At 59.9% G+C, this 26,227-nt stretch carries 27 protein-coding genes, 2 rRNA genes and 1 pseudogene (1 of these 30 running past the window's edge); 8 read left to right on the forward strand and 22 right to left on the reverse strand.

Going from position 1 to position 26,227, the window contains the following annotated elements; translation table 11 throughout:
• Positions 1-76 precede the first annotated feature (76 nt).
• The 17 genes from DESLA_RS0116725 to DESLA_RS0116805 all read right to left on the reverse strand — a co-directional run bounded on the left by DESLA_RS0116725 (position 77) and on the right by DESLA_RS0116805 (position 15,903).
• Positions 77-1,510, reverse strand: coding sequence for an NADH-quinone oxidoreductase subunit N (locus tag DESLA_RS0116725; RefSeq protein ID WP_028573364.1), 1,434 nt, complete (start codon positions 1,508-1,510; stop codon positions 77-79).
• Positions 1,507-3,051, reverse strand: a complete 1,545-nt coding sequence (locus DESLA_RS21115; protein ID WP_035261986.1) for a complex I subunit 4 family protein — start codon at positions 3,049-3,051, stop codon at positions 1,507-1,509. Before DESLA_RS21115 ends, DESLA_RS0116725 begins: the two co-directional genes overlap by 4 nt.
• 60 nt (positions 3,052-3,111) lie before the next feature.
• Positions 3,112-4,899 carry a Na(+)/H(+) antiporter subunit D gene (locus tag DESLA_RS0116735; protein ID WP_028573365.1) on the reverse strand — a complete coding sequence of 596 codons (1,788 nt, stop codon included), beginning with the start codon at positions 4,897-4,899 and terminating at the stop codon, positions 3,112-3,114.
• The gene (locus DESLA_RS0116740) at positions 4,892-5,158 is read right to left on the reverse strand and encodes a hypothetical protein (RefSeq protein WP_051434784.1); all 267 of its coding nucleotides are present in this window, start codon (positions 5,156-5,158) and stop codon (positions 4,892-4,894) included. The genes DESLA_RS0116735 and DESLA_RS0116740 overlap by 8 nt, the downstream gene beginning before the upstream one ends.
• Before the next feature lie 9 nt (positions 5,159-5,167).
• Complete coding sequence (locus tag DESLA_RS0116745; RefSeq protein ID WP_028573367.1) at positions 5,168-6,652, reverse strand: monovalent cation/H+ antiporter subunit D family protein; 1,485 nt, start codon at positions 6,650-6,652, stop codon at positions 5,168-5,170.
• 3 nt (positions 6,653-6,655) lie between these two features.
• Positions 6,656-6,964, reverse strand: coding sequence for an NADH-quinone oxidoreductase subunit NuoK (gene nuoK / locus DESLA_RS0116750; RefSeq protein WP_028573368.1), 309 nt, complete (start codon positions 6,962-6,964; stop codon positions 6,656-6,658).
• Positions 6,961-7,470 (reverse strand): NADH-quinone oxidoreductase subunit J family protein, encoded by a 510-nt coding sequence (locus DESLA_RS0116755; RefSeq protein ID WP_028573369.1) that lies wholly within the window; start codon positions 7,468-7,470, stop codon positions 6,961-6,963. Before DESLA_RS0116755 ends, nuoK begins: the two co-directional genes overlap by 4 nt.
• Complete coding sequence (locus DESLA_RS21120; protein WP_051434785.1) at positions 7,470-8,060, reverse strand: 4Fe-4S binding protein; 591 nt, start codon at positions 8,058-8,060, stop codon at positions 7,470-7,472. The genes DESLA_RS0116755 and DESLA_RS21120 overlap by 1 nt, the downstream gene beginning before the upstream one ends.
• A 23-nt stretch (positions 8,061-8,083) precedes the next feature.
• Positions 8,084-9,061, reverse strand: a complete 978-nt coding sequence (nuoH, locus tag DESLA_RS0116765) for an NADH-quinone oxidoreductase subunit NuoH (protein WP_051434786.1) — start codon at positions 9,059-9,061, stop codon at positions 8,084-8,086.
• 4 nt (positions 9,062-9,065) lie between these two features.
• On the reverse strand, positions 9,066-10,238 hold the full coding sequence (locus DESLA_RS0116770; RefSeq protein ID WP_028573371.1) for an NADH-quinone oxidoreductase subunit D: 1,173 nt from the start codon (positions 10,236-10,238) through the stop codon (positions 9,066-9,068).
• A 66-nt stretch (positions 10,239-10,304) separates the two neighbouring features.
• Entirely contained in the window at positions 10,305-10,892 is a 588-nt protein-coding gene (locus tag DESLA_RS21125) for an NADH-quinone oxidoreductase subunit C (RefSeq protein ID WP_051434787.1), read from the reverse strand.
• Positions 10,889-11,455 carry an NADH-quinone oxidoreductase subunit B gene (locus tag DESLA_RS0116780; RefSeq protein ID WP_028573372.1) on the reverse strand — a complete coding sequence of 189 codons (567 nt, stop codon included), beginning with the start codon at positions 11,453-11,455 and terminating at the stop codon, positions 10,889-10,891. The genes DESLA_RS21125 and DESLA_RS0116780 overlap by 4 nt, the downstream gene beginning before the upstream one ends.
• Complete coding sequence (locus tag DESLA_RS0116785) at positions 11,431-11,811, reverse strand: NADH-quinone oxidoreductase subunit A (RefSeq protein WP_028573373.1); 381 nt, start codon at positions 11,809-11,811, stop codon at positions 11,431-11,433. The genes DESLA_RS0116780 and DESLA_RS0116785 overlap by 25 nt, the downstream gene beginning before the upstream one ends.
• Positions 11,812-12,319: 508 nt before the next feature.
• Positions 12,320-13,276: a phosphatase PAP2 family protein gene (locus DESLA_RS22005; RefSeq protein ID WP_084032146.1), complete on the reverse strand. Its 957-nt coding sequence runs from the start codon at positions 13,274-13,276 to the stop codon at positions 12,320-12,322.
• 24 nt (positions 13,277-13,300) lie between these two features.
• Positions 13,301-14,488 (reverse strand): LptF/LptG family permease, encoded by a 1,188-nt coding sequence (locus DESLA_RS0116795; RefSeq protein WP_051434788.1) that lies wholly within the window; start codon positions 14,486-14,488, stop codon positions 13,301-13,303.
• Positions 14,489-14,500: 12 nt separating this feature from the next.
• Positions 14,501-15,697 (reverse strand): LptF/LptG family permease, encoded by a 1,197-nt coding sequence (locus tag DESLA_RS0116800; RefSeq protein WP_051434789.1) that lies wholly within the window; start codon positions 15,695-15,697, stop codon positions 14,501-14,503.
• Positions 15,694-15,903, reverse strand: a complete 210-nt coding sequence (locus tag DESLA_RS0116805; RefSeq protein WP_028573377.1) for a hypothetical protein — start codon at positions 15,901-15,903, stop codon at positions 15,694-15,696. The genes DESLA_RS0116800 and DESLA_RS0116805 overlap by 4 nt, the downstream gene beginning before the upstream one ends.
• Before the next feature lie 282 nt (positions 15,904-16,185).
• Here DESLA_RS0116805 and DESLA_RS0116810 point away from each other — a divergent pair, with 282 nt between their 5' ends.
• The 5 genes from DESLA_RS0116810 to DESLA_RS0116830 all read left to right on the forward strand — a co-directional run bounded on the left by DESLA_RS0116810 (position 16,186) and on the right by DESLA_RS0116830 (position 19,952).
• Complete coding sequence (locus DESLA_RS0116810; RefSeq protein ID WP_035261990.1) at positions 16,186-16,950, forward strand: ABC transporter substrate-binding protein; 765 nt, start codon at positions 16,186-16,188, stop codon at positions 16,948-16,950.
• Positions 16,951-17,059: 109 nt separating this feature from the next.
• Positions 17,060-17,773 carry an amino acid ABC transporter permease gene (locus tag DESLA_RS0116815; RefSeq protein WP_156933005.1) on the forward strand — a complete coding sequence of 238 codons (714 nt, stop codon included), beginning with the start codon at positions 17,060-17,062 and terminating at the stop codon, positions 17,771-17,773.
• On the forward strand, positions 17,770-18,585 hold the full coding sequence (locus DESLA_RS21135; protein ID WP_051434790.1) for an amino acid ABC transporter ATP-binding protein: 816 nt from the start codon (positions 17,770-17,772) through the stop codon (positions 18,583-18,585). Before DESLA_RS0116815 ends, DESLA_RS21135 begins: the two co-directional genes overlap by 4 nt.
• A 19-nt stretch (positions 18,586-18,604) precedes the next feature.
• Positions 18,605-19,297: an amino acid ABC transporter permease gene (locus DESLA_RS0116825; protein WP_028573380.1), complete on the forward strand. Its 693-nt coding sequence runs from the start codon at positions 18,605-18,607 to the stop codon at positions 19,295-19,297.
• Between the two features lie 79 nt (positions 19,298-19,376).
• Entirely contained in the window at positions 19,377-19,952 is a 576-nt protein-coding gene (locus DESLA_RS0116830) for a hypothetical protein (RefSeq protein WP_028573381.1), read from the forward strand.
• 138 nt (positions 19,953-20,090) lie between these two features.
• Here DESLA_RS0116830 and DESLA_RS0116835 read toward each other — a convergent pair whose 3' ends face one another.
• Complete coding sequence (locus DESLA_RS0116835) at positions 20,091-20,330, reverse strand: hypothetical protein (protein ID WP_245590086.1); 240 nt, start codon at positions 20,328-20,330, stop codon at positions 20,091-20,093.
• A gap of 166 nt (positions 20,331-20,496) precedes the next feature.
• Between DESLA_RS0116835 and DESLA_RS0116840 the strand changes: the two genes are divergently transcribed.
• The 3 genes from DESLA_RS0116840 (at position 20,497) to DESLA_RS0116850 (ending at position 23,089) form a co-directional block, all read left to right on the forward strand.
• Positions 20,497-21,738 carry a hypothetical protein gene (locus DESLA_RS0116840; RefSeq protein WP_028573383.1) on the forward strand — a complete coding sequence of 414 codons (1,242 nt, stop codon included), beginning with the start codon at positions 20,497-20,499 and terminating at the stop codon, positions 21,736-21,738.
• Positions 21,739-21,813: 75 nt separating this feature from the next.
• Positions 21,814-22,038, forward strand: a complete 225-nt coding sequence (locus DESLA_RS21140; protein ID WP_035261992.1) for a Trm112 family protein — start codon at positions 21,814-21,816, stop codon at positions 22,036-22,038.
• A gap of 13 nt (positions 22,039-22,051) precedes the next feature.
• On the forward strand, positions 22,052-23,089 hold the full coding sequence (locus DESLA_RS0116850; RefSeq protein WP_028573384.1) for a glycosyltransferase: 1,038 nt from the start codon (positions 22,052-22,054) through the stop codon (positions 23,087-23,089).
• Positions 23,090-23,143: 54 nt separating this feature from the next.
• On the opposite strand, the gene DESLA_RS22595 is transcribed toward DESLA_RS0116850, so the two are convergent.
• The 4 genes and pseudogenes from DESLA_RS22595 to DESLA_RS0116865 all read right to left on the reverse strand — a co-directional run.
• Positions 23,144-24,319: a DnaA ATPase domain-containing protein gene (locus DESLA_RS22595; RefSeq protein ID WP_245590087.1), complete on the reverse strand. Its 1,176-nt coding sequence runs from the start codon at positions 24,317-24,319 to the stop codon at positions 23,144-23,146.
• Positions 24,320-24,547: 228 nt separating this feature from the next.
• Positions 24,548-24,790, reverse strand: a pseudogene (locus DESLA_RS23740) (DnaA N-terminal domain-containing protein); the annotation flags it as partial.
• A 365-nt stretch (positions 24,791-25,155) separates the two neighbouring features.
• Positions 25,156-25,270: ribosomal RNA gene (gene rrf / locus DESLA_RS0116860) — 5S ribosomal RNA — on the reverse strand.
• Positions 25,271-25,381: 111 nt separating this feature from the next.
• Positions 25,382-26,227 (reverse strand): 23S ribosomal RNA (locus tag DESLA_RS0116865) (it continues 2,111 nt past the right edge of the window).

Here is a 26,227-nt window from a genome sequence, read left to right on the forward strand (position 1 = left end):
AAAGAAACAAAAGAAACGCCCTCTCCGGACAGTCCGGAGAGGGCGTGAAGCCATGATCAAATTGTTGAGTTGATCGCTACGGCCCTACCCCTACCGTTGCTCCGGCCAGCTGGGCAAAAGAAAACAGGGTGCCCGGGGCGACACCGAGCCAGAGCACGGCGGCGGCGAGCAGTCCGCCCCAGAGCAGGCCGGGGTTGGGCACGGCCAGTGCCTCGGCCGGTACGTCGGTTGGCGCGTCGCGGGTGTAGGCGTGGCGGACCAAGTTCAGGTAGTAGTAGATGGCGATGGCCGAGTTGAGCACCGCGATGATCACCAGCCAATGGTAGCCTTCCATCCAGGCGGAGTTGAGCAGGAACAGCTTGCCCATGAACCCGGCGGTGGGCGGCAGGCCCACCAGGGCGAAGGCGGACACCGCCAGGACCAGGGCCAGACCGGGGGAACGCTGATATAGGCCGTTTAAGTCATCCAGCTTGAGGTTGCGGCCGTCCGTGGACAAACGGCAGATCACCCAGAAGCAGGCCAGGTTCATTAAGAGGTAGACCACGGCGTAGAACGCGGCGGCGGACAGACCGGCGGGCGTCCCGGCCACGATGCCCAGCATCACGTACCCGGCATGGGAGACCGAGGAGTAGCCCAGGAGACGCTTCAGGTCGTTCTGGACCAGGGCCGAGAGGTTGCCGAAGGTCATGGACACCGCGGCCAGCACGGCCAGGAGCATGGTCACTTCCATGCTCGGGTCCAGCAGCGAGGACATGCGGACCAGGACCACCACCGCGCCCAGCTTGGGCAGGGTGGCCACGAAGGCCGCGGTCTCGTTGGACGCGCCCTCGTACACGTCCGGGCACCAGAAGTGCAGCGGGAACAGTGCCAGCTTGTAGAACAGGGCCCCCAGGAACAGGGCGATGCCGATCAGGGCCGCGGGCGTCTCGGACCAGGACCAGGTCTTGGTCACCAGTTCGGCGAGGTAGGTGGTGTGGTGCACGCCCAAAATGTAGGACAGCCCGTACATGGCCAGGGCCGTGACCACCGCGCCGAACAGGATGTACTTGATTCCGGCCTCGGCCGCGGCAGGCTCCTTGGAACGCAGGGGGATCAGGGCGTAGAGGCTGTAGGAGGCCAGTTCCAGGGCCAGGAAAATGGTCACCAGTTCCACGGCGCTGGAGAGCAGCATCAACCCCAGGGCGCTGAGGCAGAGAAACAGGAAGTAGTCCGGTCGTTTTTCTTCGGACAACGTGGGCTGGTTCATGGCGTTGAGGCAGGTCACGGCCAGGCCCAGGAAGATGGCCATCTTGAAGAACTGGGACAGCCCGTCCACCTGATAGGCCCCGTAGAGCATGAGGCCGGAGAATTGGAAAGACAACGCGGCCACGCCGATGCCCACGCCCGCGGCCAGGGGCAGATAACGCAAAAATCGCCACCAGGACTGGGGGCCCACAGTCAGGACGAAGAGCCCGCCGATCAGGGCCAGCAGGTACAGTTCCGGGATGAACAGCTCTATGTGGAAGATCACTGGTCAGTACCTCGTGTTGCGGGGAGTTGGACGATCTGGGCCGGCGGTTCGGGCTGCAGGGACGACTCCATGTGCAGGGCCTTGCGGGTTTCATACTGGTTCAGGAGATGGACCACCGAGGGATTGATGGTTTTCAGGGCCAGGGTGGGCATCAGGCCCAGGTACAGGACCAGCACGGCCAGGGGGGCCAGGTAGACCCATTCGCGGGTATTCAGGTCCTTCCAGTTCGCTGCCTGGGACGGCTGGCCCCAGGCCAGCTTTAGGCCCAGGCGGAGCATATAGGCCGCAGCCAGCATCACCCCGGGGATGGTCAAGGCGCCTAGGAGGTAGTTGGCCTCGAACACGCCGATGAGCACCAGGGCTTCGGAAACGAAGCCGTTGGTGCCGGGGAAGCCGAAGGACGCGATGGCGAACAGGCCGAAGAAGAACATGTAGGCGGGCAGGTATTTGCCCAGGCCCATGTTGTCCGCAATTTCCCGGCTGTGGCTGCGTTCGTAGATCGCGCCCACGAGCATAAACAGCGCCCCGGTGGTGATCCCGTGGTTGATCATCTGCATGATCGCCCCTTCCACCCCGCGCATGGTGAAGACGAAGATGCCCAGGGTCACGAAGCCCATGTGGGCCACGGAGGAATAGGCGATCAGCTTCTTCATGTCCCTCTGGCCCAGGGCGATGGCCCCGCCGTAGAGGATGGAGATGATGGAAATGGTGATCATCAGCGGCGCAAAGTATTCGCTGGCCGCCGGGGTCAGGGGCAGGCAGAAGCGTAAAAAGCCGTAGGTGCCCATTTTGAGCAGGATGGAGGCCAGGAGCACCGAGCCCGCGGTGGGCGCTTCCACGTGGGCAGCCGGAAGCCAGGTGTGGAACGGGAACATGGGCACCTTGATGGCAAAGGCCAGGGCCATGGCCAGGAAGGTCCAGAACTGGAAGTTGAAGGCGTACTCATGGGTCATCAGTTCCGGGATGGAGAATGTCCCGGTGTTCACGAAAAATGCCACGATGGCCGCCAGAAACAGCGTGCTGCCGGCCAGGGTGTAGATGAAAAACTTCAGCGACGCGTAGCGCTTGTTGGGCCCGCCCCAGACCGCGATGAGCAGGAACATGGGGATGAGCATGGCTTCCCAGAAGATGTAGAACAACACGAAGTCCAGGGCCGAAAAAATGCCCACGCAGGCCCCGATCATCAGCAGCAGGCAGAAATGGAACTCCTTGACCCGCTTGCCGATGTAGGTCCAGGAGCAGAGTACGCACAGGGGCAAAAGCAGCACGGTCAGAAAGATCATCAGGATGCTGATTCCGTCCACGCCGACATGGTAGTTCATGTTCCAGGCCGGGACCCAGGGCATGATCTCCACGAACTGGAAGTTCGCGGTAGTCAGGTCGAACCGGAACAGCGGCGCGGCCAGGCCCATCTCGATCAGGCCCACGACCAGGGTGTACAGGCGGATGGTGCGCTCGTCGCGCAGAAAGAACAGCCCGACGGCGGCCAGCAGGGGGAAGAAGATCAGGGCGCTGAGAACGGGGAACCCGGTTTCAGTCATGTCGCGGCACCTTCAAGGAAAAAGGTTGTGTGTGTTTTCTGCTCATGGGCTTACAAGGGGTTAGGCTAGGTACCAGACCAGCAGGCCGATGCCCGCGGCCAGGGCGATGGCCAGGGCCAAGTAGTCCTGGAGGCGACCTGTCTGGGCCGTGGTCAGGATGCCGCCGGCTTCTCGTGCTCCGATCGCGGAGTTGTCCAGGACGAAGTCGATGCCCATCTTGTCGAACCAGGAAGTGATCTTACCCAGGAACAGCAGGCCGACCAGTCCCACGCGCTCGTAGACTTCGCTCCAGATGGCGTCGATCTTGGCCAGGGGCCAACTGACCAGGGCCAGGAAGGCGCGGCCCAGGTAGATGTACAGGGTCTCGAAGTCCAGGTTGCGCTGGGCATGGGGCTTGAGCACCCCGCGCATGACCATAAAGCCCAGGCCGGTGAAGCCCAGCAGCATCAGGGTCATCAGGACTTTCCAGGACGACCAGGGTTGGAAGTCGTACGCGCCGGGATAGGGCAGGAAGCGGTACAGCAGATCCGGGTACAGGCCCTGGGCGATGCACAAAAAGGCCGCCGCGCCCATGGCAATGTACATGTTCACCGGAATGGGCTTGAGCGGCTTGTCGTAGGTCGGCTTGCCGCCCCAGAAGGCGAAGTAGGGCAGCTTCAGGCCCACGGAAAGAAACGTGCCCACCGCGGCCACTTCCATGAGCATGCCCAGGAGCACCTGGTGGTCGTTGAAGGCCCCGGCGATGGTCATGGTCTTGGAGACAAAGCCGTTGAAGATGGGCATCCCGGAGATGGACAGGCCCGCGACCACGTAGGCCAACATGACCAGGGGCAGGCGCCCGGCCAAGCCGCCCAGCTCGTTGAGCTTGGCCGTTCCGGCGGCATAGAGCACCGCGCCAACGCTCATGAACAGCAGGCCCTTATAGAGGATGTGGGCGTAGGCGTGGGCGCAGGTGCCGTTGAGCGTCATGGCCGTGCCGATGCCGATGCCCGCGACCATATACCCCACCTGGGACATGATGTGGTAGGAGAGAATACGCCGGGCGTTGTTTTCCATTGTCGCGTAGAAGACGCCCCACAGGGCCATGGCCACGCCCATCCAGGCCAGAAATTCCCAGCCGGCGAAGCCCCGGGCCAGGACGTAGACCGCGGTCTTGGTGGTGAAGGCGCTCATGAACACCGCGCCGGGGATGGTCGCCTCGGGATAGGCGTCGGGCAGCCAGGCGTGGGCGATGACAAAGGCCGCGTTGACCCCGAAGCCGAGCATGATCAACCAGTCGTAGTACTGGGCGTCGGCCGGGATGATCCCGGTGAAGGTGAAGTCGCCCACCACCTGGTAGCGCAAGAGGATCCCGGCCAGCATCATCAGCCCGCCGATGGTGTGGATCACGAAGTAGCGGATGCCCGCGCCCACGGCCCGAGGGTTCTGCTTGGAATTGAACCAGATCAGCAGAGTCGAGGCCACGCTCATGATTTCCCAGAAGATGAACAGCGTCACGTAGTCCCCGGCAAAGACGCAGCCAAAGGCCCCGCCCACATAGACCGCCGCGGCCACGTGGTGGCGGATCTCCTTGAGGTGAAAGGCGTAGATGAAGCCGATCAGGGCCTGAATGGCGAAGACGTTGGCAAAAAGGAGAGACAAGCCGTCCAGTCGTCCCAGAGAGAGGTCCATGCCCAGGTAGCGCAGATGGAGATGATCGCCCGGCGTGGCCGAGAACACGGCGATGATGGCCAGGATCGGGGCTAAAGGCAGCAGCCAGCGCCACCAGGTCACGGTTGTCCGGGCCAGGAGCAGGAGAACCAGTCCCAGGCCGAAGAAGGCGATGGTCGGGTGGAAAAAACTAGTCATGGATGTCCTCGGGAGCGCCGATCAGCGGAGCGACGATGCGTTTCATCACAAAGGCCATGGCCACGGCCAGAACGAACCCGAACCCGGCCCAGAAGCCGGGATACACTTCCCAGGCCACGTGCGGGTCGTAGGGGCCGATGAAGAAATTCAGGCCGACAAGAATCGCAAGAGCTACGAAAAAGAGCAGTTTGAACAGCCCGGACAGGGAGCGCAGGGTCACGATCAGTTTGTTCTCTTCAAGGGGGGTCTGGTCTTGCATAAGCGACTCCTAGAACTGGGCCATGGCTTTGATGAAGCCCATGAAGGTATCCGGGTACAGGCCCAGGAAAATAGAGATCAGGGCGGTCAAAAACAGGGGCACGACCATGGTCAGGGGGGCTTCCTTGTAGTCCTCCAGCCGGACGCCCGGGGCCGGGGCCTCGAAAAAGGCCTTGTAGATGATCGGGCCGAAGTAGCTGGCGTTGAGCACGGTGCTGGCCATCAGGGCGACGAGGATCACGATCTGCCCGGCGTCCAGGGCTCCGTTGGCCAGGTACCATTTGGTCACGAAGCCGCAGACCGGAGGCGCGCCGATCATGCTCAGGGCGGCCAGGGAAAAGGCCCCGAAGGTCCAGGGCATTCTCCGGCCCATGCCCGAGAGCAGGCTGATCTTCTTGACGTGCGTGGCCACGTAAATTGCCCCGGCGCCGAAAAACAGCGTGATCTTGGCAAAGGCGTGGTGGGCGATGTGCGTGGTGCCGCCCATCACGGCCATGGGCGTAAGCAGGGCCACGCCCAGGATCACGTAGGAGAGCTGGCTGACCGTGGAATAGGCCAACCGGGCCTTGAGGTCGTCCTTGGTCAGGGCGATGCACGAGGCCACGACGATGGTGAACGCGGCCAGATAGGCCGTGGGGATGCCCAGGTAGAGCACGTCCATGGTTTCCAGGCCAAAGGCCGAAAGGATGATCCGGCAGACGCAGAACACGCCGGCCTTGACCACGGCCACTGCGTGCAGCAGGGCCGAGACCGGGGTGGGCGCGACCATGGCCGAGGGCAGCCAGTTGTGCAGGGGCATGATCGCGGCCTTGGCCAGCCCGGCGATGAACAGCACGTAGGTCACGGTCACCGCGACGGGGTTGGCGTCCGCGGGGAAGATGCCGTGGACCACGTCGGTCAGGTTGAAGTCCAGGCTGCCGGCCAGGACGTAGGTCATGATCATCGCCGGGAGCAGGAACAGCTTGGATGTACCCATTAAGTAGACCAGGTACTTGCGGGCTCCGGCAAAGGAAGTGTCGTCCTGGTGGTGGGCGACCAGCGGGTACGTGAACAGGGTGATGACTTCGTAGAATAAGTACAGCGTGAAGATGTTCGCGCTGAAGGCCACGCCCAGGGCTCCGAAAATGGCCACGGCGAAGCAGAAGTAGTAGCGGGTCTGGGCGTGCTCATTGAGCGAACGCATATACCCGATGTTGTAGCTGGTGGCCAATATCCACAGAAACGAGGCCACCAGGGCGAAAATCAGGGACAGGCCGTCCACCCCGAACTTGACCGTGACCCCGGGGATCAGGGTGAACAGGGTGTAGGTCCAGATCTTGCCGTCCAGCACGTCCGGAACAAAGGACAGCACCGTGGCGAAGGTCAGGATTCCCGCGGCAAAAGACACCGCTTCCCGGTTGTTGGGATTGGACCGGGCCAGGACGATGCCCAGGGGCGCGACCAGGGTGATGAGCAGGGGGATGAGGATTTTGGCGCTGACCAATATCTCTGGCATGGCTTAGCCTCGCAGGGTGCGCAGGCGCGCGCTTTCAATGTGGCCGTAGCGTTTGGCCACGACAATGATGATCGCCAGAACCAGGGCCGCCTCGGCCGCGGCCAGACCCATCACGAACAGGGCCGCGGCATGCCCCACGGTTCCCGAGGCGTCGGTGAGCTGGCCCGAGGCCACGATGCTCAGGCCCGCTCCGTTGAGCATCAGCTCCACGCTGATGAGCATGCCCACCAGGCTGCGCCGCCAGATCACCCCGAACAGGCCCAGGGCCAGCAAGAGCAGGCTGACCAGTTGAAACATGGAAAGCGCGGTCATTGGCCTTGTCTCCTTTCAAAGGCCAGGAGCACCGCTCCGGCCATGGCTACGGTCAGGACCACGGAAATCAGCTCAAAGGCCAGGAAATACGGCTCGATGAACGTCCGGCCCAGGTCCATGAGCACGATCTCCGTGGGATGTTCATGGGAAGCCAGAGGCTGCCAGCGCAGCACCCGGGCGATGAGCATGGTCGGGGCCAGGGCCGCGACAATGCACCCCGCACCTACCCACCAGGGCCGACCCGACTGTTCTTCCCCGCCCACCGGCGGCTTGGTGAGCATGATCGCGAAAAAAATCATGATGCTCACCGCGGCCACGTAGATCAGGATCTGCATCAGGGCCATGAACGGAGCGGCCATCAGCAGGTAGCAGCCCGCCACCCCGAACAGCGTCAGCACCAGGCCGACGAGAGCCCGGACCAGGTTGCGGCTGAACACCGCCAGCAAGCCGCCGAACAAAATGATCAGCACGTAAACGCCGAAAGCGACGTAAGCGAGGGCTTCCATTACTTCCCCCCTTTGTCTGTTTTGGGGTTTGAGCTGGGGTCTGGGTTGGGCGTTCTCCCGGACCGACTCTCGGCCTGCCCGCGCAATCGGGCCAGCAGGTCGAAGTGAAAATCCTTGCGATCAAAGCCGGCCTGATAAATTTCGTTGGAAAAACGCAACGAATCCGCCGGGCAGCTCTCCACGCAGGTGCCGCACAGGCTGCACAAGGAAAAGTCGTAGCTGAACCGTGCCGGGTCTTTTGGAGCGGCGGGCTTTTTGACCTTTTCGCCCCGGGCCTCTGCCTCTTCCATGGCCGTTTTTTGTTCCGGCGTGGGCTTGGGGGGCTTCTGCTTGACCACCGTTAAACAGGCGCTGGGGCAGTTCATGGCGCACATGCCGCAGGAAATACACCGGGGAACAGCCGACTGGTCGTCCTTGCCGACCAGTTCGACGTGGCCGTGAAAGGTCCGCAGGTTGGCGTCGTCCACGGTGGCCCGAGGATAATGCACCGTCACCTGTGGCCGGACAAAGGCCCGGAAGGTAACGCCCAAACCGATCGCCAGGCTCCACAGCCCTTGCAGGGCCTTTCCAAATTCTCGAATCATGGTCATCGGGTCACCATCTCAGTTTGCCATCACAGCTTGACCAGCACGAGGGTCACGAGCAGGTTGATAAGGGCCAGGGGCAGGAGCCACTTCCAGCTCAGGTTCAGGAGCTGGTCGAAGCGCACCCGGGGGTAGGTCCAGCGAAACCACATCATCACCAGCAGCAGCAGGTAGACCTTGGCCAAAAACCACCAGACGCCCGGGGCTGCGGGGCCGTTCCAGCCGCCCAGGAACAAGACCGTGGCCACGGAGCAGACCACGATCATATTCGCGTACTCGGCCAGGAAGAAGATCCCGAAGCCCATGCCAGAGTATTCGGTGTGAAATCCGGCGGTCAGCTCGCTTTCCGCTTCGGGCAGGTCGAAAGGAGCCCGGTTGGTCTCGGCCAGGGCACAGACAAAGTAGATGAAAAAGGCCACCGGCTGGACCATGACGTTCCACTGCCAGGGCCAGGCGCCCTGCCCGGAGACAATGGTCGACAGATTCAACGAGCCGTACTGGAAGGCGATGGCCAGTACGGCCAGCAGCAGCGGGATCTCGTAGGCCACGGACTGGGCCACGGCCCGGGCCGCGCCCAAGAGCGACCATTTATTCTCCGAACTCCACCCGGCCAGGCACAGGGCCAGGACGTTGATTCCCGCGAAGGCCAGGATCAGCAGCAGCCCCAGGTCCAGTTCCATGGCCGTAAGCATCGGGCCGAAGGGAATGGGCAGGAACAGAACGAAGACCGGGGCAAAGGAGATGATCGGCGCGGTCCAGAACAGCCATTTGTCTGCACAACGGGGAGTGATCAACTGCTTGCCCACCAGCTTCACGGCGTCGGCCAGGGGCTGGAGCAGTCCGTGGGGACCGACCTCGAAGGGCCCGGGACGGCGTTGGATGTGCCCGGCGACTTTCCGTTCCAGATAGACCAGGACCAGGCCGTTGAGGCCCACGAACCCGGCCAGCAGGGCCAAGGCCAAGAAAATGGTGAACAGTTCAAGAGGCATGCCGAAAGGAGGAGTCATGGGATCACCTGTCGATTTCCGGAATGACCATATCCAGGCTGCCCAGAATGGCCACGGCGTCGGCCAGCAAGGTGCCTTTGGTCACTTCGGCGAAGAGGCTCAGATTGGAAAAACCCGGTGCGCGCAGCTTAACCCGGTAGGGGTTGGCGCTGCCGTCACTGATCAAATGCACGCCGATCTTGCCGCGTGCTCCCTCTACCGCGAAATATACTTCCCCTTTTGGGGCCTTCCATTTAGGCTTGGGAGCGTTCTTGACCCAGAATTCTCCGGAAGGCAGCATGTCCAGGGCCTGTTCGATGATGTCCAGGCTTTGTTCGATTTCAGCCATGCGCACGTTGTAGCGGGCCATGCCGTCACACTTGTCGTCCGTGGGGATGTTGAAGCTCAGTTCGGGATAGACGGAGTAGGGCTCGGCCTTGCGCACGTCGTAGGCCACGCCGGAGCCGCGCAGGGTGGGACCGGTGGCCCCGTAGCGCCGACACATCTCCACGGGGATGTGCCCAACGCCCTCCAGGCGGTGACGCAGGATCATGTTGCCCGTGACCAGATTGCGGTACATGGGCAGCCGGGAGCGCAGATGGGGCACGAAGTCCCGGATCATGCCCAGGGCCGTGTCGTCCAAATCTGCGGCCACCCCGCCGAGGCGATAATAACTGTAGGTCAGCCGGGAACCGGTGGGCCGCTGCAGGATATCCAAGATACGTTCCCGATCGTCAAAAGCGTACATGATCGGCGTGAACGCGCCCAGGTCCAGCAGGAAGGCTCCCCACCAGAGCAGATGGGAACTGATCCGGTTCAACTCGCAGGTGATCACCCGGATGAACTCGGCCCGGCGGGGTACCTCGATCCCGCCCAGCTTTTCCACGGCTCCGGCCCAGGCCCAGTTCCAGGCCAGGGCGTGCAGGTAGTCCACCCGGCCCATGTTGGGCATGTACTGGTAGTACGTCTGCTCCTCGCCCATTTTCTCGTGCATCCGGTGCAGATACCCCAGTACCGGCTCGGTGCGCAGAATGTATTCGCCGTCCAACTCGAAAATGACTCGCAGCACGCCGTGGGTAGCCGGATGTTGCGGCCCCATGTTCAGGATCATGGTGTCCGGCGAACCGCCCTTTTCGAAATGGTTGGTGTAAAAATCCCCGCCGAGATGGAATCGCCCTGGAGACGCGGAACTGGTCATGGCAAGCCTTTGTGTTGGTATGCGCTGTTCTGATTCGTTGGAGGCGACGAAGAAGACAAAAACGCTTCAGGTCGCGGAAGCCTCGTCGCTCTCGTGGCCATCGGACGATCCCATTGCGTCGGAGGGCGTACTTTGGGCCTCGCTCTCTTCCGGAGCCACGAGAAACGCGGCCGCATCCCCGGCTTGCGGACCTCCTTCCCCGTCGGGGAGCAAGTCCGTCAAGCTCTTGAGGGCCTTGTCGGTTTTTCGCAGTGGGTGAAACTCCGCGTCCTCGGCGGCGAGCAGGAGGGGCGTCATATTCTCGTGTCCGGCAAAGATCACGCCGAAAAAATCCCGGCATTCCCGTTCATGCCAGGAAGCTCCGTGATAGATGTCCGAGATCGTCGGCAGTTCTGGAACATCCTTGGAAACCAGCACCCGGAGGGCGATTCTGCCCGGTGTGTCGAAATGGTCAAAATGGTACACGCCGAGAAACCCTTCCGAAACCTCCACCACGGAGACGTCCTCCAGAAAGTAGGCCTGCTCGAGAAGCCTGGCCGCGGCCGGTCGAAGCTGTTCCGGAGCCAAGTACGCGGCAAGCACCAACCCGGACACGTCCGGGGAGCATTCTTCACGGCGCAAGGCGGGAACGTCGCGCAACGCATCGGGGATCATCGGGCACCTTCCTCGGCTACGGCTTCAGCCACGGCTGCGCCAACGGGCTGGGCCACCGGCCACCAGCGCTTGCCGGTGATTTTTTCCTGAATCAGGAACAACCCTTCCAGCAAGGCCTCGGGGCGAGGCGGGCATCCCGGAACGTAGACGTCCACCGGGATGATCCGATCGACCCCTTCGACGACGTTATATTGGCCTTTGTAGTTGAACGGCCCGCCGGAAATGGAGCAGTTCCCAAGGGCCATGACCCATTTTGGTCCGGGCATCTGTTCGTACAACCGGACCACGGCGGGGGCCATTTTTTTGGTCACCGTTCCGGCCACGATCATCAGGTCGGACTGCCTCGGGGAGGGGCGGAACACTTCCGCGCCGTAGCGGGCGATGTCGAACCGGGCCATGCCCACGGCCATCATCTCAATGGCGCAACAGGCCAGCCCGAAGGTCATCGGCCAGAGCGACATGGACCGGCAGACATCGAAAATCTTTTCCAGGGGGGCGATCCGGATCGGCGCTTGATCCTGGTCCAGATCGGCCCGCTTTAGAGAGAAATCCGTCTCGGCCATGAGAACACTCCTTTTCGCCAGAAATAGATGATGGAGATACCCAGAATAAAGAGAAAAATGAACAGTTTGATCAAGGGCAGAAAGCCCTCGGAATGCGGATAATAGGCGGCCACCGGAAACAAATAGAGGATGTCCACCTCGAAGGCGAGAAAGATCAAGGCGTAAAAGTAATAATTAACCCCGAAGCGGGTCCAGGCGCTGCCCTGCGGAGTGATTCCGCACTCATAGGGCAGGGTGAGGTCCCCGCCTTTGAAACGGGGAGCGATCAAGCGAGAAATGAGCAACGGTCCAGCGGCGAACAGAACGCCCGCCAAGAGAAAAACGATCAAAGCCAAGTGAAACCAAGTGAACACCATGGGGGTACCACCTTTGGGCAGGGATCAAAAAAAATGAAAAATGTCTTTTCCGGAAAGATGGAAAAGAGGACTTCATTAAAGAGAGTAAAATAACATAAAAACAAACTGTTACGATAGAATCTTTTGGGCCTGCATCAGTATGTTTGGCGATTTTCCCTGCCTTCATACCAGTTCACAACAATTTGTCAATAAGGCGTGATTATTTTGTCTTGTTGACTTTTTGACACAAGACGGCCCGCGGAAAAACACGGGCAAGGAAGACGTAATAGGAGTATTCGGACGGAGGAGGCGGTGTTGGGAGGAAAGCGAGAGGAGGAATATCTTTGATCAGCATGTAACTACTCAGCACAGAGGAATTCTGTTGCCGGGGTCGGAATCGGAATCGGGATCGGGATCGAAAACGCTGGGAAGCGTTCAAAATTTTTTCTGTTCCGATTCCGATTCCGATAGCGACCCCGACTCCGATTGCCGGAGCAAGGGCGGATACAAAATGTGCTGAGTAGATACATCAGCATCGCGTGAGGCAGGCCGTTTTGATTGAACCTGTCCAGGCGAGCAAAGTGCTTAAAACCGTCACTAGAGGCCAATACCACGCGGGTTCGAAAACCATCTGTTTGATTCCAATCACTGCCGCAAACAAGGCGAAGAGGGTCAAGGCGGACCAAGTCGTCAGCCGTAGCTCCCAGCAAGAGGGCATGGTCGGGGATTGTCCGCGGCGATCCAGGCCGAAGAGGCGGTACGCCGCAAAGGCGCAGATCCAGAGGCAGACGATCATGGCCCAGAGCACGTCGCCGGGATAATGCGAGCCTCTGAACACCCGGCCCGTTCCGATCAGAGCCCCCCAGGAAACGGCTAGCGCGAAAACCGGCCAAGTCAGATAACGTCGCGAAGAATGCGCAAGCAGGAAGACCAGCGGCAACAGAAACATCGCGGTGGTGGTGTGTCCGGAAGTAAAGCTGCCCTTGCTCACCGCTTCGGAAAAACCGTAGGGCCCGATCAGCCAGGTCGAGGAATAGTCCTGGTCTCCGCGGAGCACGTCCAGGGGGCGGGCCCGTCCGAAAAAGGTCTTCAGACCGCGATTGGCCACGAGAAAGAGCAGCATGCACGCCAAATAATATCCGGCGAAGAGCCGGATGCCGGATGCTTTTGGCCCCCAGAACGGCGTCAAGGCGCAAAAATAGGCGGCCAAGACCAGAATAAGCGTCGCATAGGTCAGGTCCTGAGCGCCCGGCGGTTCTCCCTCAAACAGAGATCGCGCGGCAGCGTCGTTCCACCATTGCAGCAAAATGGATTCACGGGACAGCTCCATGCCCCAGGCCGTCACGGCCAGATCTCCTCGAAAAAGAGGGATGGTGAGCAGGCCCCCGATCAACGTGCTTGCCCCGATCCACCACCAGAGTGGTGAGGACCTGAGATGGTCCCAAAGCTTAGGCCGCTTCGAAGCGGCCTCTCGGGTATTGGCCATGATCAATGGGAATGAGTCGGCGACCTAACGGCCTCGCAACATGTCGAAAGGATTGTCGGGCAACACGTACCAGAGCAGACGTCCTCCTGCCAGAAAACCAAAAAGGAGATTGCCCAGCCATGCGCCAAGAAAGGGAGAGATAAAACCGCGTTCCCCCAGGGAGACCCCGAGTACGAAGAGCACATAATACACGAAAACAATGGCCAGCCCCAGGGCGATGTTCAGGTAGACGCTGTCGAAAATGGTGTACAGCGCCAGGGCGATGAGAGCCATCATCAGCAGGGAGAAGGCATAGGACCATTTCATATGCCAAGCGGTGTGCAACCGTTCCACGTTGGAACCGGTTCCCTCCAGGTAGGAGATGATCCGACCCAGCTCGAACAGCGAAAGCGCGGCGGCCTCGAACCGGGTTTGCAGGACGCCGAAGACCTCCAGATCTTGGGAAATATTCAGACTCAAGGAAGCTTCTTCCCTGACCTCGAAGGAAAGCGTCTCGTAGATCCGAGGTTCGTGCAGCTCCCAGCCCGTATCCAGAATGTCGAATCGACTCGCGACGATGATCCGTTGCAGCGTATTGCCTTCGCCGTAGACGTAAACGGTGATGTCACGGCCCCGGCGTTGCTCCGGATACGCCCCGTCGATGCTGACCACATAGGCTCCGCTGACAAACCAGATGTCGCGCAGCTCCACCTGGCCCGCCTCTTCCTTGCGCACCTCTTCCCGCCAGATTCGGTCCATGGTCCGCTGGCCCGCCACGCCCAGGGCCTGGGCCAGGAAAAGCTGCGCCAAACACCAAATCAAGCCGTACGCGGCGTAAAATCGGATCAATGCGGTATAAGAAACCCCGCCGGACTGGAGGGCGAGCAATTCCCGGTGACGGACCAGCAGCCCGATTTGGACGATCAGGGATACCAGGAACGCCGCCGGAAGAATTTGCGAAAGAATCAACGGCAATTTGGCCAGGAAAAAACCGACCATGGTGCCCACGCCCACGCCGGCCTGGACAAAGATGTCCAGGTTCTCCACCAAGTCTTGAAGCAGATAGATGCAGATCCCGACCCCGAGGCACAACCCGATCAGAAACAGGTTCTGAACAAGCAGATAACGCTGAAGCGTGTTTAATCGGTACCGGGTCAGGCGACGCAGGATGTCGGTCAAAACCGGGACGGCAGGTGAAGCCGGAGGCGGGAGCTTGATGTTCCGAGAAGTCATGTACGACCCTGCCTAACCGGCTTTCTTCAGAAACGTGATTTGGAGGTGCGAGACCCACTCGCCGATGCGCAACCCCCGCTCCCTGGCCGCGAACCAGATTCCCAGGGCGGCTATGGTCCCAAAGAGCAGCATCTGCCCCCATAGCGGCAGGTAGGCCGGGACAATGCCGAGTTCCGCGATGACGATGCCCGTGGAGAACATGCCGTAGAACACGAAGAACACGCCCATGATCAAAATCAGGGCGTACTGCCTCTTCAAACCCTCGAAGGCCTGGGCCAGGGGAATGGCCAACAGTCCCAGAATCAGACAAGCCACGGGCACGACCCAACGTTTCTGGATTTCCACCGCCACCCGGTTGGCGAACTCCTCCCCGCGGACCTCCACCAGGTCGGGCATGGCGGACCAACTTCGGAGCTCGCTCCAGGACATTTCCTTGGGTCGGGGTTCGCGCTGGGAAATGCCCATCAGCAACTGGTCCAGATCCAGGCGCACCAGGTACGAGTCGAAACGCAGCTCGGTGATGGCATTGCGCTGCATGCGGTAAATCCGGCCGTGTTCCAGAGCAAACAGAATACGGCCCTCTCTGGGCTCGGTGACCACGTAGCCCACGGGAGCGACGATCACCGCCGTAATCTCCGGACGGGTCTGATCCTCCACGAAGACTTGGCGCAGCCGCTGATCCGCGTCCACATTCTTGGCGTAGATGGTCAATCCGGGGAAATCCTTGTGAAAAATTCCCGGTTGCAGAACCATTTGGGTTTTGGAGTGGGCCAGTTCCAAAGCGGTGCGTCGGAAGTTGTCGAAGCCCCAGGAAATGCCGCCCAGGCTGATCACCAGGGCCAGGATCGAGGCGGAAAGGGAGAAGATGACCGGTGCCGGAAGGATCTGATACAGGCTGACGCCACCGGATTTGAGGGCGATCAGTTCCCGGTCGTTGCTCATCCGCAGGAATACCAGAAAGATGCTCAGCAGGCAGGCCACCGGAATGAGCATGAATAGAAAGAACGGGCTCAGAAAGACGAACAGGCGGATGATGTCCAGGGTGGACACCTGCTGGTGCAAAAACAGCTCGCGCAACTGGAGCAGCCGCCCGACCAGAAGCAGGGAGATCAGGCCGGACCAAGTCAGGAAGAAAAGAAAGCAGATTTCCTGGAAGACCCGTTTCTGGAGCAAGGTCCAGCGATGCGGCAGATAGGCGGAAAGGTTCAAGGCGATTCGCTCTCTCCACGGCCTTCAGAAGGCGCTTCGGTCTGGAAAAAACGTTCCAAGAAGCGCCCATCGCTGGGTCCAAGATTAAACCGCATCCCCGCTTCGGCCAGCAATGAAGCCAAGGGGCGATCCGGGTGCTCCCGGCGGGTCTCGTCGATCCAGGCTACCGCCCTGTTGATCGGTTCGGTCATCTTGATCTCGTTCATTGTTTCCACCTTGCTCAATAGTATCGCCAGAGTCGGTCCGGCTGCGGCCCCCGGCTGTTTGTCCTCAAGAAGTTGGGAACCTACAACAAGCCCTCCGCGATGACAACGCGGCCTGAGCCAAGCGGAGCACGAGGCGCGTCAATAATCTCTCCTTGCCTGGATGTCCTCTCTTTGCTATGCGCGGAATTCGTTTCACCGTTCCCTGCATCGAGCGGTCATCATGGAGGTGCGCCGCGGCAATGGGCGGGAAAATCCAAACCACCATCTACAAGGAGCTAACGTATGGCTAAGGGATCGCGTTTCGGCGTTTTGGGGGGACTTTTAGCGGCATTGGTGCTTTGCTTGACCCTCAGTGGACCGGCCTGGGCCGAGAAGACATTGGTCAACGGCATTGATTTCGGCTTTCCACCCTTCGGCTTCGTGGACACCCAGGGCAACCCGGCCGGTTTTGACGTGGACTCCGTCAACTGGATCGCCGAGCAGATGGGCTTCACCGTGCGGCATCAGCCCATGGACTGGGACGGAATCATCCCGGCCCTGAACACCAACCGCATCGACTTCATCGCCTCAGGCATGAGCATCACCGAGGAGCGGATGAAGGTCGTCAACTTCACCATCCCTTACTACGAAGTCACCCAGGTTCTGGTGGCCAACGAAACCGAAGCGACTTCCTTTGAAGAAATGTTCACCACCGGCAAAAAGATCGGCGTGCAACGGGGCACCAACACCCACACTCTGCTCATCGACAAGGCCAAGGAGCCGGGCATGGACTTTGAGATCGTGGCCTACGACTCCACGGACCTGTCCATCCAGGACCTGCCCATCGGGCGCATTCACGCCTCGGCCATGGACAGCTCCATTGCCCGTGAAATGAAGAAAGGCCGGGCCTTCAAGACCGTCGGCACCTTCGACGTTCCCGCGGACGGATACGGCTACGCCGTGCGCAAGGCCGACACCGAATTGCTGAACACGCTCAACGAGGGCCTGAAGAAGCTGATGGCTGATCCGTACTGGGTCGAGCTGAAGCAAAAATGGGAACTTGAGTAGCATCGCCTGACATCACGTCAAAGGCGTGGGGACGGTTCACGCACCGCCCCCACGCCTTTTTACCCTCGTTTCGATCACCGGACGACCTCGCCGAACAAGCCCCGCCCTCATGGACTTCGCCAAAATCATGCCCGTGCTCTGGGAATCCTTGCCCTTTATTCTGGGCGGGATCACCTGGACCTTGACTCTTGTCTTCGGGGCCATGCTCCTCGGCCTCTGCCTCGGGATACCTCTGGCCGTGGGCCAGGTCTACGGCTCGAAAACCGTCCGTCGTCTGGCGGGCATCTACGTCTGGCTGTTTCGCGGGGTGCCCATCCTGGTCCAGCTCTACCTGTTCTATTTCGGCATCCTGGCCTATCTCAGTCGATTCCCTCTGCTGTCCGGCCTGGGTCTGGACAGCGCCTTTCTGGCGGCCCTGGTGGTACTCAGCCTGACCAGCGCGGCCTACCAATCCCAGATTTTTCGCGGCTCCATTCAGTCCTTGCCCGAAGGCCAGCTCAAGGCGGCCCGGGCCCTGGGCATGACCGACGGCCAAGCCATCCGGAGCATCGTGCTGCCCCAGGCCCTGCGATTGTCCATCCCCGGCTGGTCCAACGAATACTCCATCCTGCTCAAGGACTCGGCCCTGGCCTTTGCCATCGGGGTGATGGAAATCATGGCCCGGACCCGGACCGTGGCCGCACTGACCCATGAGCCGCTGCCCTTCGCCCTGGTAGCCGGAGTGCTCTTTTATATCCTGACCCATCTGGGCGTCCGGGCGCTGAAGACGCTGGAAAGAAAGGTGCGCATCCCCGGTTACGCCCGGCAAGGAAGCATGTCATGACCACGCAGCAACCCGTTTTACGCGTCGAAGGCATCCGCAAGACTCTCGGTGATCAGCTCGTCCTGGACGACGTCTCCCTGACCGTGAACCGGGGCGAGGTGAAAATCCTGATCGGCCCCTCGGGGTCCGGCAAGAGCACGCTGTTGCAGTGCCTGAACTTCCTGCACACCCCGGAGCAGGGACGGATATGGCTGGATGGTAGGGAATTCAAGGCCGCCGGCCGCAAGGATCTCTGCGCTTTTCGCCAGCAGGTGGGAATGATTTTTCAGGATTTTAACCTTTTCGACCACCTCACGGCCCTGGACAACGTGCGCATCGCCCTGATCAAGGTCAAGAGCATGCCCAAGGCCCAGGCCACGCACCGGGCCAAGGAAGAGCTGGCCCGGGTCGGTTTGGCGGACAAGATGGACCTTTATCCGGCCCAGCTTTCCGGCGGCCAAAAGCAGCGCGTCTCCATGGCCCGGGCCCTGGCCATGGACCCCAAGGTGCTGCTCCTGGACGAACCCACCAGCGCCCTGGACCCGGAACTCATCGGCGAGGTCCTGGCCGTGATCCGCTTCCTGGCTTCCGCCGGAATGACCATGATCATGGCCACTCACCAGATCGCCTTTTCCGCCACCATGGCCCACGAGTTCCTGTTCATGGAAAAGGGCCGAATCGTGGAGCGCGGCAGCCCGGCGCACCTGCTGGCCCCTGGAGCCACGTCCCGGACCATGGCCTTTTGCGCCAAGATCAACGAACTCTCCGGAGATCTGGGCGCGGCGGAGCGAAGCTGCACGTGCCCAAACACCACTTCGGGCGGCAGACCATAGGACAACCACGGCCCGACACATGAGTGATTACTGGCATTTTTTTCTGAACGACGTGGCTCCGGCCCTGAACCAGGGGCTCTGGGTCAGCATCGCCGTGATCGTGCCTTCGGCCCTGCTGGGCTTGGCGTTGGGCGTGTTGGTGGGGTCGTTGCGGGTCTACGCTCCCGTTCCGGTTCGCTGGCTGAACGAGGCCTACGTGTCCATTTTTCGGGGCACGCCGCTGGTGGTGCAGCTGTTCTTCTGGTACTTCGCCCTGCCCCACCTCCAGATCGGCGACGCACGGATCGTGCTTTCGCCCATGTCCGCGGCGATCCTGGGCTTCACCCTGTGCAGCGGGGCCTATCACTCCGAATACATTCGAGGCGCCTTGCTCTCCATCCGTCACGGGCAGATCAAGGCCGCTCAGGCCCTGGGCATGACCAAGACCCAAACCGTGCTCTGGGTGGTCCTGCCCCAGGCCCTGCGCCGGGCCCTGCCCGGATGCGGCAACGAGGTCATCTATCTGATCAAATACTCGTCCCTGGCCTCCATCATCACCCTCAACGAGTTGACCGGCGTGGGCCGGACTATTGCCAAGCAGACCTGGCGCAATATCGAGGTCTTCGTCGCCCTGGGCCTGTACTATCTGCTGCTGGTCACCCTGGCCACGCTGCTCTTGCAGTATGTCGAACGCAAAATGTCGCTGCCGGGATTTGAACATTCCAGGGAATGACCGCTTTCCGCCGTCCAGTCGCGCACAGTTTTTTGATTCTGCCCGAAACCAGGGCCAATAACCACTTCCCGGAGGTTCCATGCCCGAGGACTCGCTTCTCCGCTTACCACGACTCTATGCGGACATGGAGAACCGATACGCCGACATCGCCGCGCACATCGGCCTGACCTGCACCGACTGTCCGGACAACTGCTGCACCAGCTATTTTCAGCACCACACCCATGTGGAGTGGGCCTATCTCTGGCAGGGACTGGCGATACTTCCGGACACGCGATTGCGGGAGGTCCGCTCACGTGCGGCGGAATACGTGGAACAAGCCAAGCGGATACTGGCCGAGCAGCGCGCGCCGGATATCATGTGTCCTCTGAACGAGGACGGGCGGTGCATCCTGTACGCGCACCGCCTGATGATCTGCCGGTTGCACGGCGTGCCCAACGTGTTCACCCTGCCCAACGGGGTGCTCAAGGAGTTTCCCGGGTGTTTCCGGAGCCAAGCCTTGGCGGCGAACGACGTGGCTTTGGCCAAGCTGGACCGGACGGATTTTTATCGCCGGCTTGCGGAACTGGAGATGGATTATCTGCGGGGCATGGCCAAAAAGCCCTCGCGGGTGCGCTTAACCCTGGCCGAGATGATTCACCAGGGCCCGCCGAATTGAAGCAAGATACAATGAGGGCTGCGAAGAAAGAGCGTGGGACGCGGGGGGCGAGAATGCGGAGATGCTCCGCACGGCTCTGAGGGCGGAGGTTCCCCAAGGAACCTCGAACGAGACCCTCAGAAGCCGCGCGGGCGACGGTCAGGACTCAAGGCTGGCACCGGACACGGCCTGGACGATGTCTCCCTTGGCATTGTAGACCGACGTGGTTTCCATGGCCACGAGCTTGGAGATGACGCCGGGATCTTGCAACACTTGGCGCTGCAAACGGGCTTTGCGAATGTTCTTCATGGCCTCGGCCTGTGTTTGACCGTCCCGAGGAGCGGCATCGGTCTGCTGCACTTTGGGAGTTTCCATAACCGCAGCTTTGATGGTGGGCATTTCCATAGTTCGCCTCCTTTGGCTTTTTTTTGTCTGTTACATATTATATCGTCCAACTCGCGAACATCTTTAGAGACGCTTTGAGTTTTTTTCCCATCCGGTTACTCTTGCCTTTCGTATGCACGAGCGGTGCCAACCGGGCCGCCAAACATTTCCGGAGCATGTCATGACCACGGCTATTGAACAGAGAAACATCCGTACCCTGGAAGAATTCTACGACCTGTTGGACCAAACGGCCCACGTCCGTCGCCAAGCGACACAGGACGCCCTGGCAGGACGGGAGCCCACGGAATCGGATATCGTTTCACTGCGTAACGCTTTGGAAAGTTTAAAGCATATCTCGAAAACCGACTCGGGGAAGACTTTCGAACGGCTACTGCGCATGGACGAGGATTATTCCGTGGCCGTGGACCTGGAGTACGAGATTACGGAACTGGCCAGGGACGTGACCTTTCTTGAGTTGGGCGATACGGCCTTGAAGCTGATCATTGAAGACCAAACTCCGGGCTTGCTGTCCCAGGCCGACCAACTGGCCGAGAGGCTGTCCAAAGCTTTGGGCGGGGCGACCTTGCGCTGCTTTATCACGGACCGCGACGGGACCGTGAACAACTACTGCGGTCGTTACCGCTCCTCGGTGCAGGCCGTGTACAACGCGGTCTTCCTGACCCGCTTCGCCCGAAGCCGCGTCACCTGGCCCATCGTGGTCACCTCCGGCCCGCTGTCCGGCCCCGGCCTCCTGGACGTCAGCGTCGTTCCTCCCAAGGCCTACGTCATGGCCGCGTCCAAAGGCCGGGAGTACGTGGATCTCGCCGACGCCTACGGCAGCTTTCCGGCCTCTGAGGAACAAAGTCGCGTGCTGCATAATCTGCACAGCGACCTGAGCAGCCTGCTGGAGCGGCCTGAAAACCGCAAATTCGCCCTGATCGGCTCGGGCCTGCAAGTCAAATTCGGCCAGCTCACCGTGGCCCGTCAAGACATTTCCAAGTCGGTCCCGGAGGCCGAGTCCCTGGCATTCCTGAAGACCGTCACGGCTCTGGTGGAACGCCACGACCCCGAAGGCCACGCCCTGCGCATCGAGGACACCGGCCTGGACATCGAGATCATCCTGACCATCGGCTCCGGCGATGAGCGCAAGGATTTCGACAAGGGCGACGGCGTGCTGTTTCTGGACCAGGCTCTGGGGCTGCACCTGGACAAGGGGCCGCACTTGGTCTGCGGGGACACCTTTTCCGATCTGCCCATGCTCCGGGCAACCCTGGAGCGCTGCCCGGACACCCACGCCGTGTTCGTGACCCGCAAACAGGAACTGCATAAGGCCGTGCTCGAACTCTGCCCCAAGGCCAGCCTCGTGGCCGAGCCGGATATCCTGGTCCTGGCCCTGCACGCCTTGTCCCGAGGCCTCCACTAATCGAGAACATCCACAAGCCGAAAGCACCACCCTGACCATCCGAAACACCGCCCTATTTCAAAGGAGACCCACCCCATGGCCCTGAACAAAGAACTGCTGGACATCTTGGCCTGCCCCAAGTGCAAGGCCGACGTAACCCTGACCCCGGTCGAGGACGGCCTGGTCTGCGCGTCCTGCCGGGTCGTCTACCCCATCAAGGAGGAAATCCCGGTCATGCTCATTGAGGAAGCCATCCCCCTGGCGGATTGGCAAAACGGAGTCAGGGAGCAGGGCAAGGGGCCGCATACCGCGACAAGCTAACGTAAAGGTCCTCATGCCCTCCAGCTTCACGACATACGTCTTCCTCCCGCCCATGGCCAAGGTAAGCGGTGGGTTGGCTGTTTTGATGCAGGTCGCCGAGCATTTGGACCGGGGAAATTTTCCGGTACGGGTGGTGCGTAGGGAGGTGGGGCGTCCGGTTTTACCGGAGGGGTTCCGGGTGCCGGTGGTGGAGTGGGACCACCTCCGACTGGATGGCGACGATGTCTGGCTGGTTCCCGAAGGCTGGGCCAACGCCCTCGCTCCGGGCCTGCGTGCCGGGGCGAGATGCGTGGTTTACGTTCAGAACTGGGCCTATCTCTTTTCCAGCCTGCCTCAAGGCGTGTCCTGGCATGACCTGCCCGTCTCCTTTCTGGCTGTTTCCCGCCCGGTGGCCTGGTTCATTGAGCAAGCCTTGGGCCGGTCAAGCTTGGTGATACGGCCGGGCATCGATCGATCCCTGTTTCGTCCTCTGGAACGGAAACCGGACGGTCCGCTGCGCGTGGCCTTCATGCCACGAAAGAACAAAGCCTTGGCTGAACTGATCCGGGACTTGTTTATCGTCAGAAATCCTGAATTCGGCACTGCGGAGCAAATGATTTGGATCGACATCCAAGGTCGATCCCACGAGGAGGTCGCCGAATTACTGGCTCACAGTCATATTTTTCTGGCCACCGGCTTTCCGGAAGGCTGTCCGTTGCCGCCTCTGGAGGCCATGGCGTGCGGCAGCCTGCCGGTGGGGTTCGCCGGGTTCGGAGGGTGGGAGTATATGACCCCCATCGTAGAAGGAGGGCGGGAAGATCAAGAACCATGGCGTCCCTGGTTTCCAGTCCCGGAGAACCCATGGCCGGGCAACGGCGTCTGGGTCCCGGACGCCGACGCCCTTGCCGCGGTCCTGGCCCTGGAACAGGCCGTCCACTTCTGGACGCACCAAGGGCCGAAGCTGGACCAAGCGCTTCGAGCAGGTCAGCTTACCGCCGATGCCTTTGCTCTGGAAGCGCAACGTGAACAAGCCCTTGACGCGTGGTCGAAAATCAAATCGTGGGATGCTTGAGATCGAAACGGACGATGATCCCGCGTCAACTCAAGCTAGGGAACGGTCTGCGGATCAGTGGATTGTGCTATGGCCGGTGGCCTGGGCTTCCAAGGTCTGAACCAGACGGTCCATTTGGCGGCCCACCGGGCTCTGGCGAGATATCTCCCGCTCCACCTGGGTGATGCCCTTGATTACGGTGGAGTGCTTGCGGTTAAAAACTTCTCCAATGTTTTTCAAGGATAGGTCCGTGTGCTTCCGGGCCAGATAAAAAATCGTATTCCGGGCCAGGACGTTTTCCTTTTTTCGACTTTTGGTCCGCAGGTTGTCATGGGAGAGATTAAAAGACCGGCAAATGAAGGCTATGATTTTCTCCATGTCCGGTTTGGGGGTGTTGGGGGCATAGTTTTTTAACACTTCCAGGGCCAGGCCGTGGGAGATGCGCTGGTTCATCAGCCGAGCCTTGATCACCAGGTTTTGGAGGCAATTTTCCAGCAGGCGGATATCGCTTTGAATGGAGTTGGCGAACAACTCGTTCACGTCATGTGGGATCTGAACCTGAAACACACGGGCTTTGGCTTCCAGGATGCGCATTCGGGTTTCAAAGTCGGGTTTGTCGATCACGGCCATGAATCCGTCGCAGAACTGCGATGCCAGGAGACTATCGAGCTTGGGCAGCTCCTTAGGGAGGAAGGAACTGGTGAACACGACCTTTTTCCCGGCGGATCGCAAGGACTTGACTGTGGCCAGCAACTCCTCCTGGGTCTTTTCCTTGCCCTGAAGAAAGTGGATGTCTTCCAGGAGCAGAACGTCCACCCCATCCCGGAAACCGGCTTTGAAGCTCTCCATTTCGCGTTGTTTCAGGGCCATGACCATTCGACAGGCGAAATCCTCCGCACTGAGGTAGGCCAATCGAACCCGACCTTGTTTCTGTGTGCCGTTGGCAGTCAACTCCTGACCAATGGCTTGGAGCAGATGGGTCTTGCCCAGACCCGGCGCGGAACAAAGATAGAACTGATCAGTGACCAACTGATGGCGACAGATGCTCCGGGCAGCGCTAAAGGCCAATTCGTTGCTGGGACCGACCACGAAGTCCCGGAACGAAAATCGCCATGCTCCAGCAGGAGACGCAGCACAGTCCGAAGACGAATTCACGATGGTCCGGGCCATGGTCGCGGGCGTGGAGACGGGAAGGGGCAGGGCGTGCTGGCGTCCCACAGAAGTGTGGTGTTGGCGGGCTCGTTGGGGCACGGAACGTTCAATCCGTCCATCCTGGCCGAGAGCGGTCCCTGAAATATTTGCCGGGATGTTCTCCGTGAGAATCCTGGGGGATTGCTTTGAAGCGCTCCCGTCAATAATTTCGGGAAGATTTGGCGAGACAAGCGCAGGCGTTCTTCCTGGTCTATCGTTGGTTCCGTCAAGGGAAGCACACTCGATCCGGATGGGAAGCTCTCGATTCGCGGCTTGACGTACTGCCTGTTCGATGGCCCCCAGGTAACGGTTCTTGACCCACGAGACCACGAATCCGTTGGAGGCGGTAAGAGTCAATCCATCTCGGTCCAAACGGGCTTGCAACGGAGTCAGCCAAGCCCGGACATGTGTCGGATTGATTGATTTTTCTAAAATTTCAAGGGATTTTTTCCAGACGACGCTCATGGGAGCGATTCTTACACTGGTTCGGATTTTTGGGGCAACCGGCGTATCAGCCATTTTATCTTTCATTGACCCACATTTTTACCATAAAACAACATATTGAAATAGCTTTCCAAATATATCCATCATCAGCTAACTAGCTAGATATTCGAAGAGAATCAATGCCCTGTCCATTTCCTGATCCAGCATGACCTTACGCGCGTCAAGGGAAAACCATAAAAAAAATGAAATTCATAAATCACAAAAAGACACTTGTTTTCTGATTATTTCTTCGTTTATCAAGATGACTGTTACGGACGACTTGCTAGGTTTTTCTTCAGCAGAAAATTGTGTCCACGGATATTTTCAACTTCTTTACTGCGCTCTGTTTGTGGTTATCAAAAACAAAAACGCCCGCTTAGTTTCCTAAGCGGGCGTTTTTGTGATGAGGAATGATCTGGCGGCGTCCTACTTTCCCACGGTTAGAACCGCAGTATCATCGGCGCTGGAGGGCTTAACTTCCGAGTTCGGAATGGGGTCGGGTGTGTCCCCTCCGCCAAGGCCACCAGAACAAATTTGGTGATGGGTGATTTGTGGGGGTGGTTTGCGAATATCCTGGATATTTCCAGGCTGCATATCACCAATCACAAGTCACCTATTTCATAGGTAACGAAGTATAGAGAGGTTAAGACTCACGGTCTATTAGTACTGGTCAGCTGAGCGCATCGCTGCGCGTACACCTCCAGCCTATCAACCTGGTGGTCTACCAGGGACCTTTAGGGAATCACTTCCAGGGAGACCTAATCTTGAGGCAGGCTTCCCGCTTAGATGCTTTCAGCGGTTATCCTTGCCGAACGTAGCTACCCAGCTGTGCCGCTGGCGCGACAACTGGTCCACCAGAGGTTCGTCCATCCCGGTCCTCTCGTACTAGGGACAGGCCCTCTCAAGTCTCCTCCGCCCACAGCAGATAGGGACCAAACTGTCTCACGACGTTTTAAACCCAGCTCGCGTACCACTTTAAACGGCGAACAGCCGTACCCTTGGGACCTGCTCCAGCCCCAGGATGTGATGAGCCGACATCGAGGTGCCAAACCGCGTCGTCGATGTGAACTCTTGGACGCGATCAGCCTGTTATCCCCGGCGTACCTTTTATCCGATGAGCGATGGCCCTTCCATGCGGGACCACCGGATCACTAAGGCCGACTTTCGTCCCTGTTCGAGATGTCTCTCTCACAGTCAAGCTCCCTTATGCCTTTGCACTCAACGGCTGGTTTCCAATCAGCCTGAGGGAACCTTTGCACGCCTCCGTTACTCTTTGGGAGGCGACCGCCCCAGTCAAACTACCCGCCTGGCACTGTCTACGGTCAGGGTTCACTGACCAGTATTAGAGTTTTAGAACAACAAGGGTGGTATTTCAACGATGGCTCCGCCCATACTGGCGTACAGACTTCATAGCCTCCCACCTATCCTACACATGATGCCCCAAAACCCAATGCCAGGTTATAGTAAAGGTGCACAGGGTCTTTC

This window comes from Desulfonatronum lacustre DSM 10312, from assembly GCF_000519265.1.
GTDB classification, from domain to species: Bacteria; Desulfobacterota; Desulfovibrionia; order Desulfovibrionales; family Desulfonatronaceae; genus Desulfonatronum; species Desulfonatronum lacustre.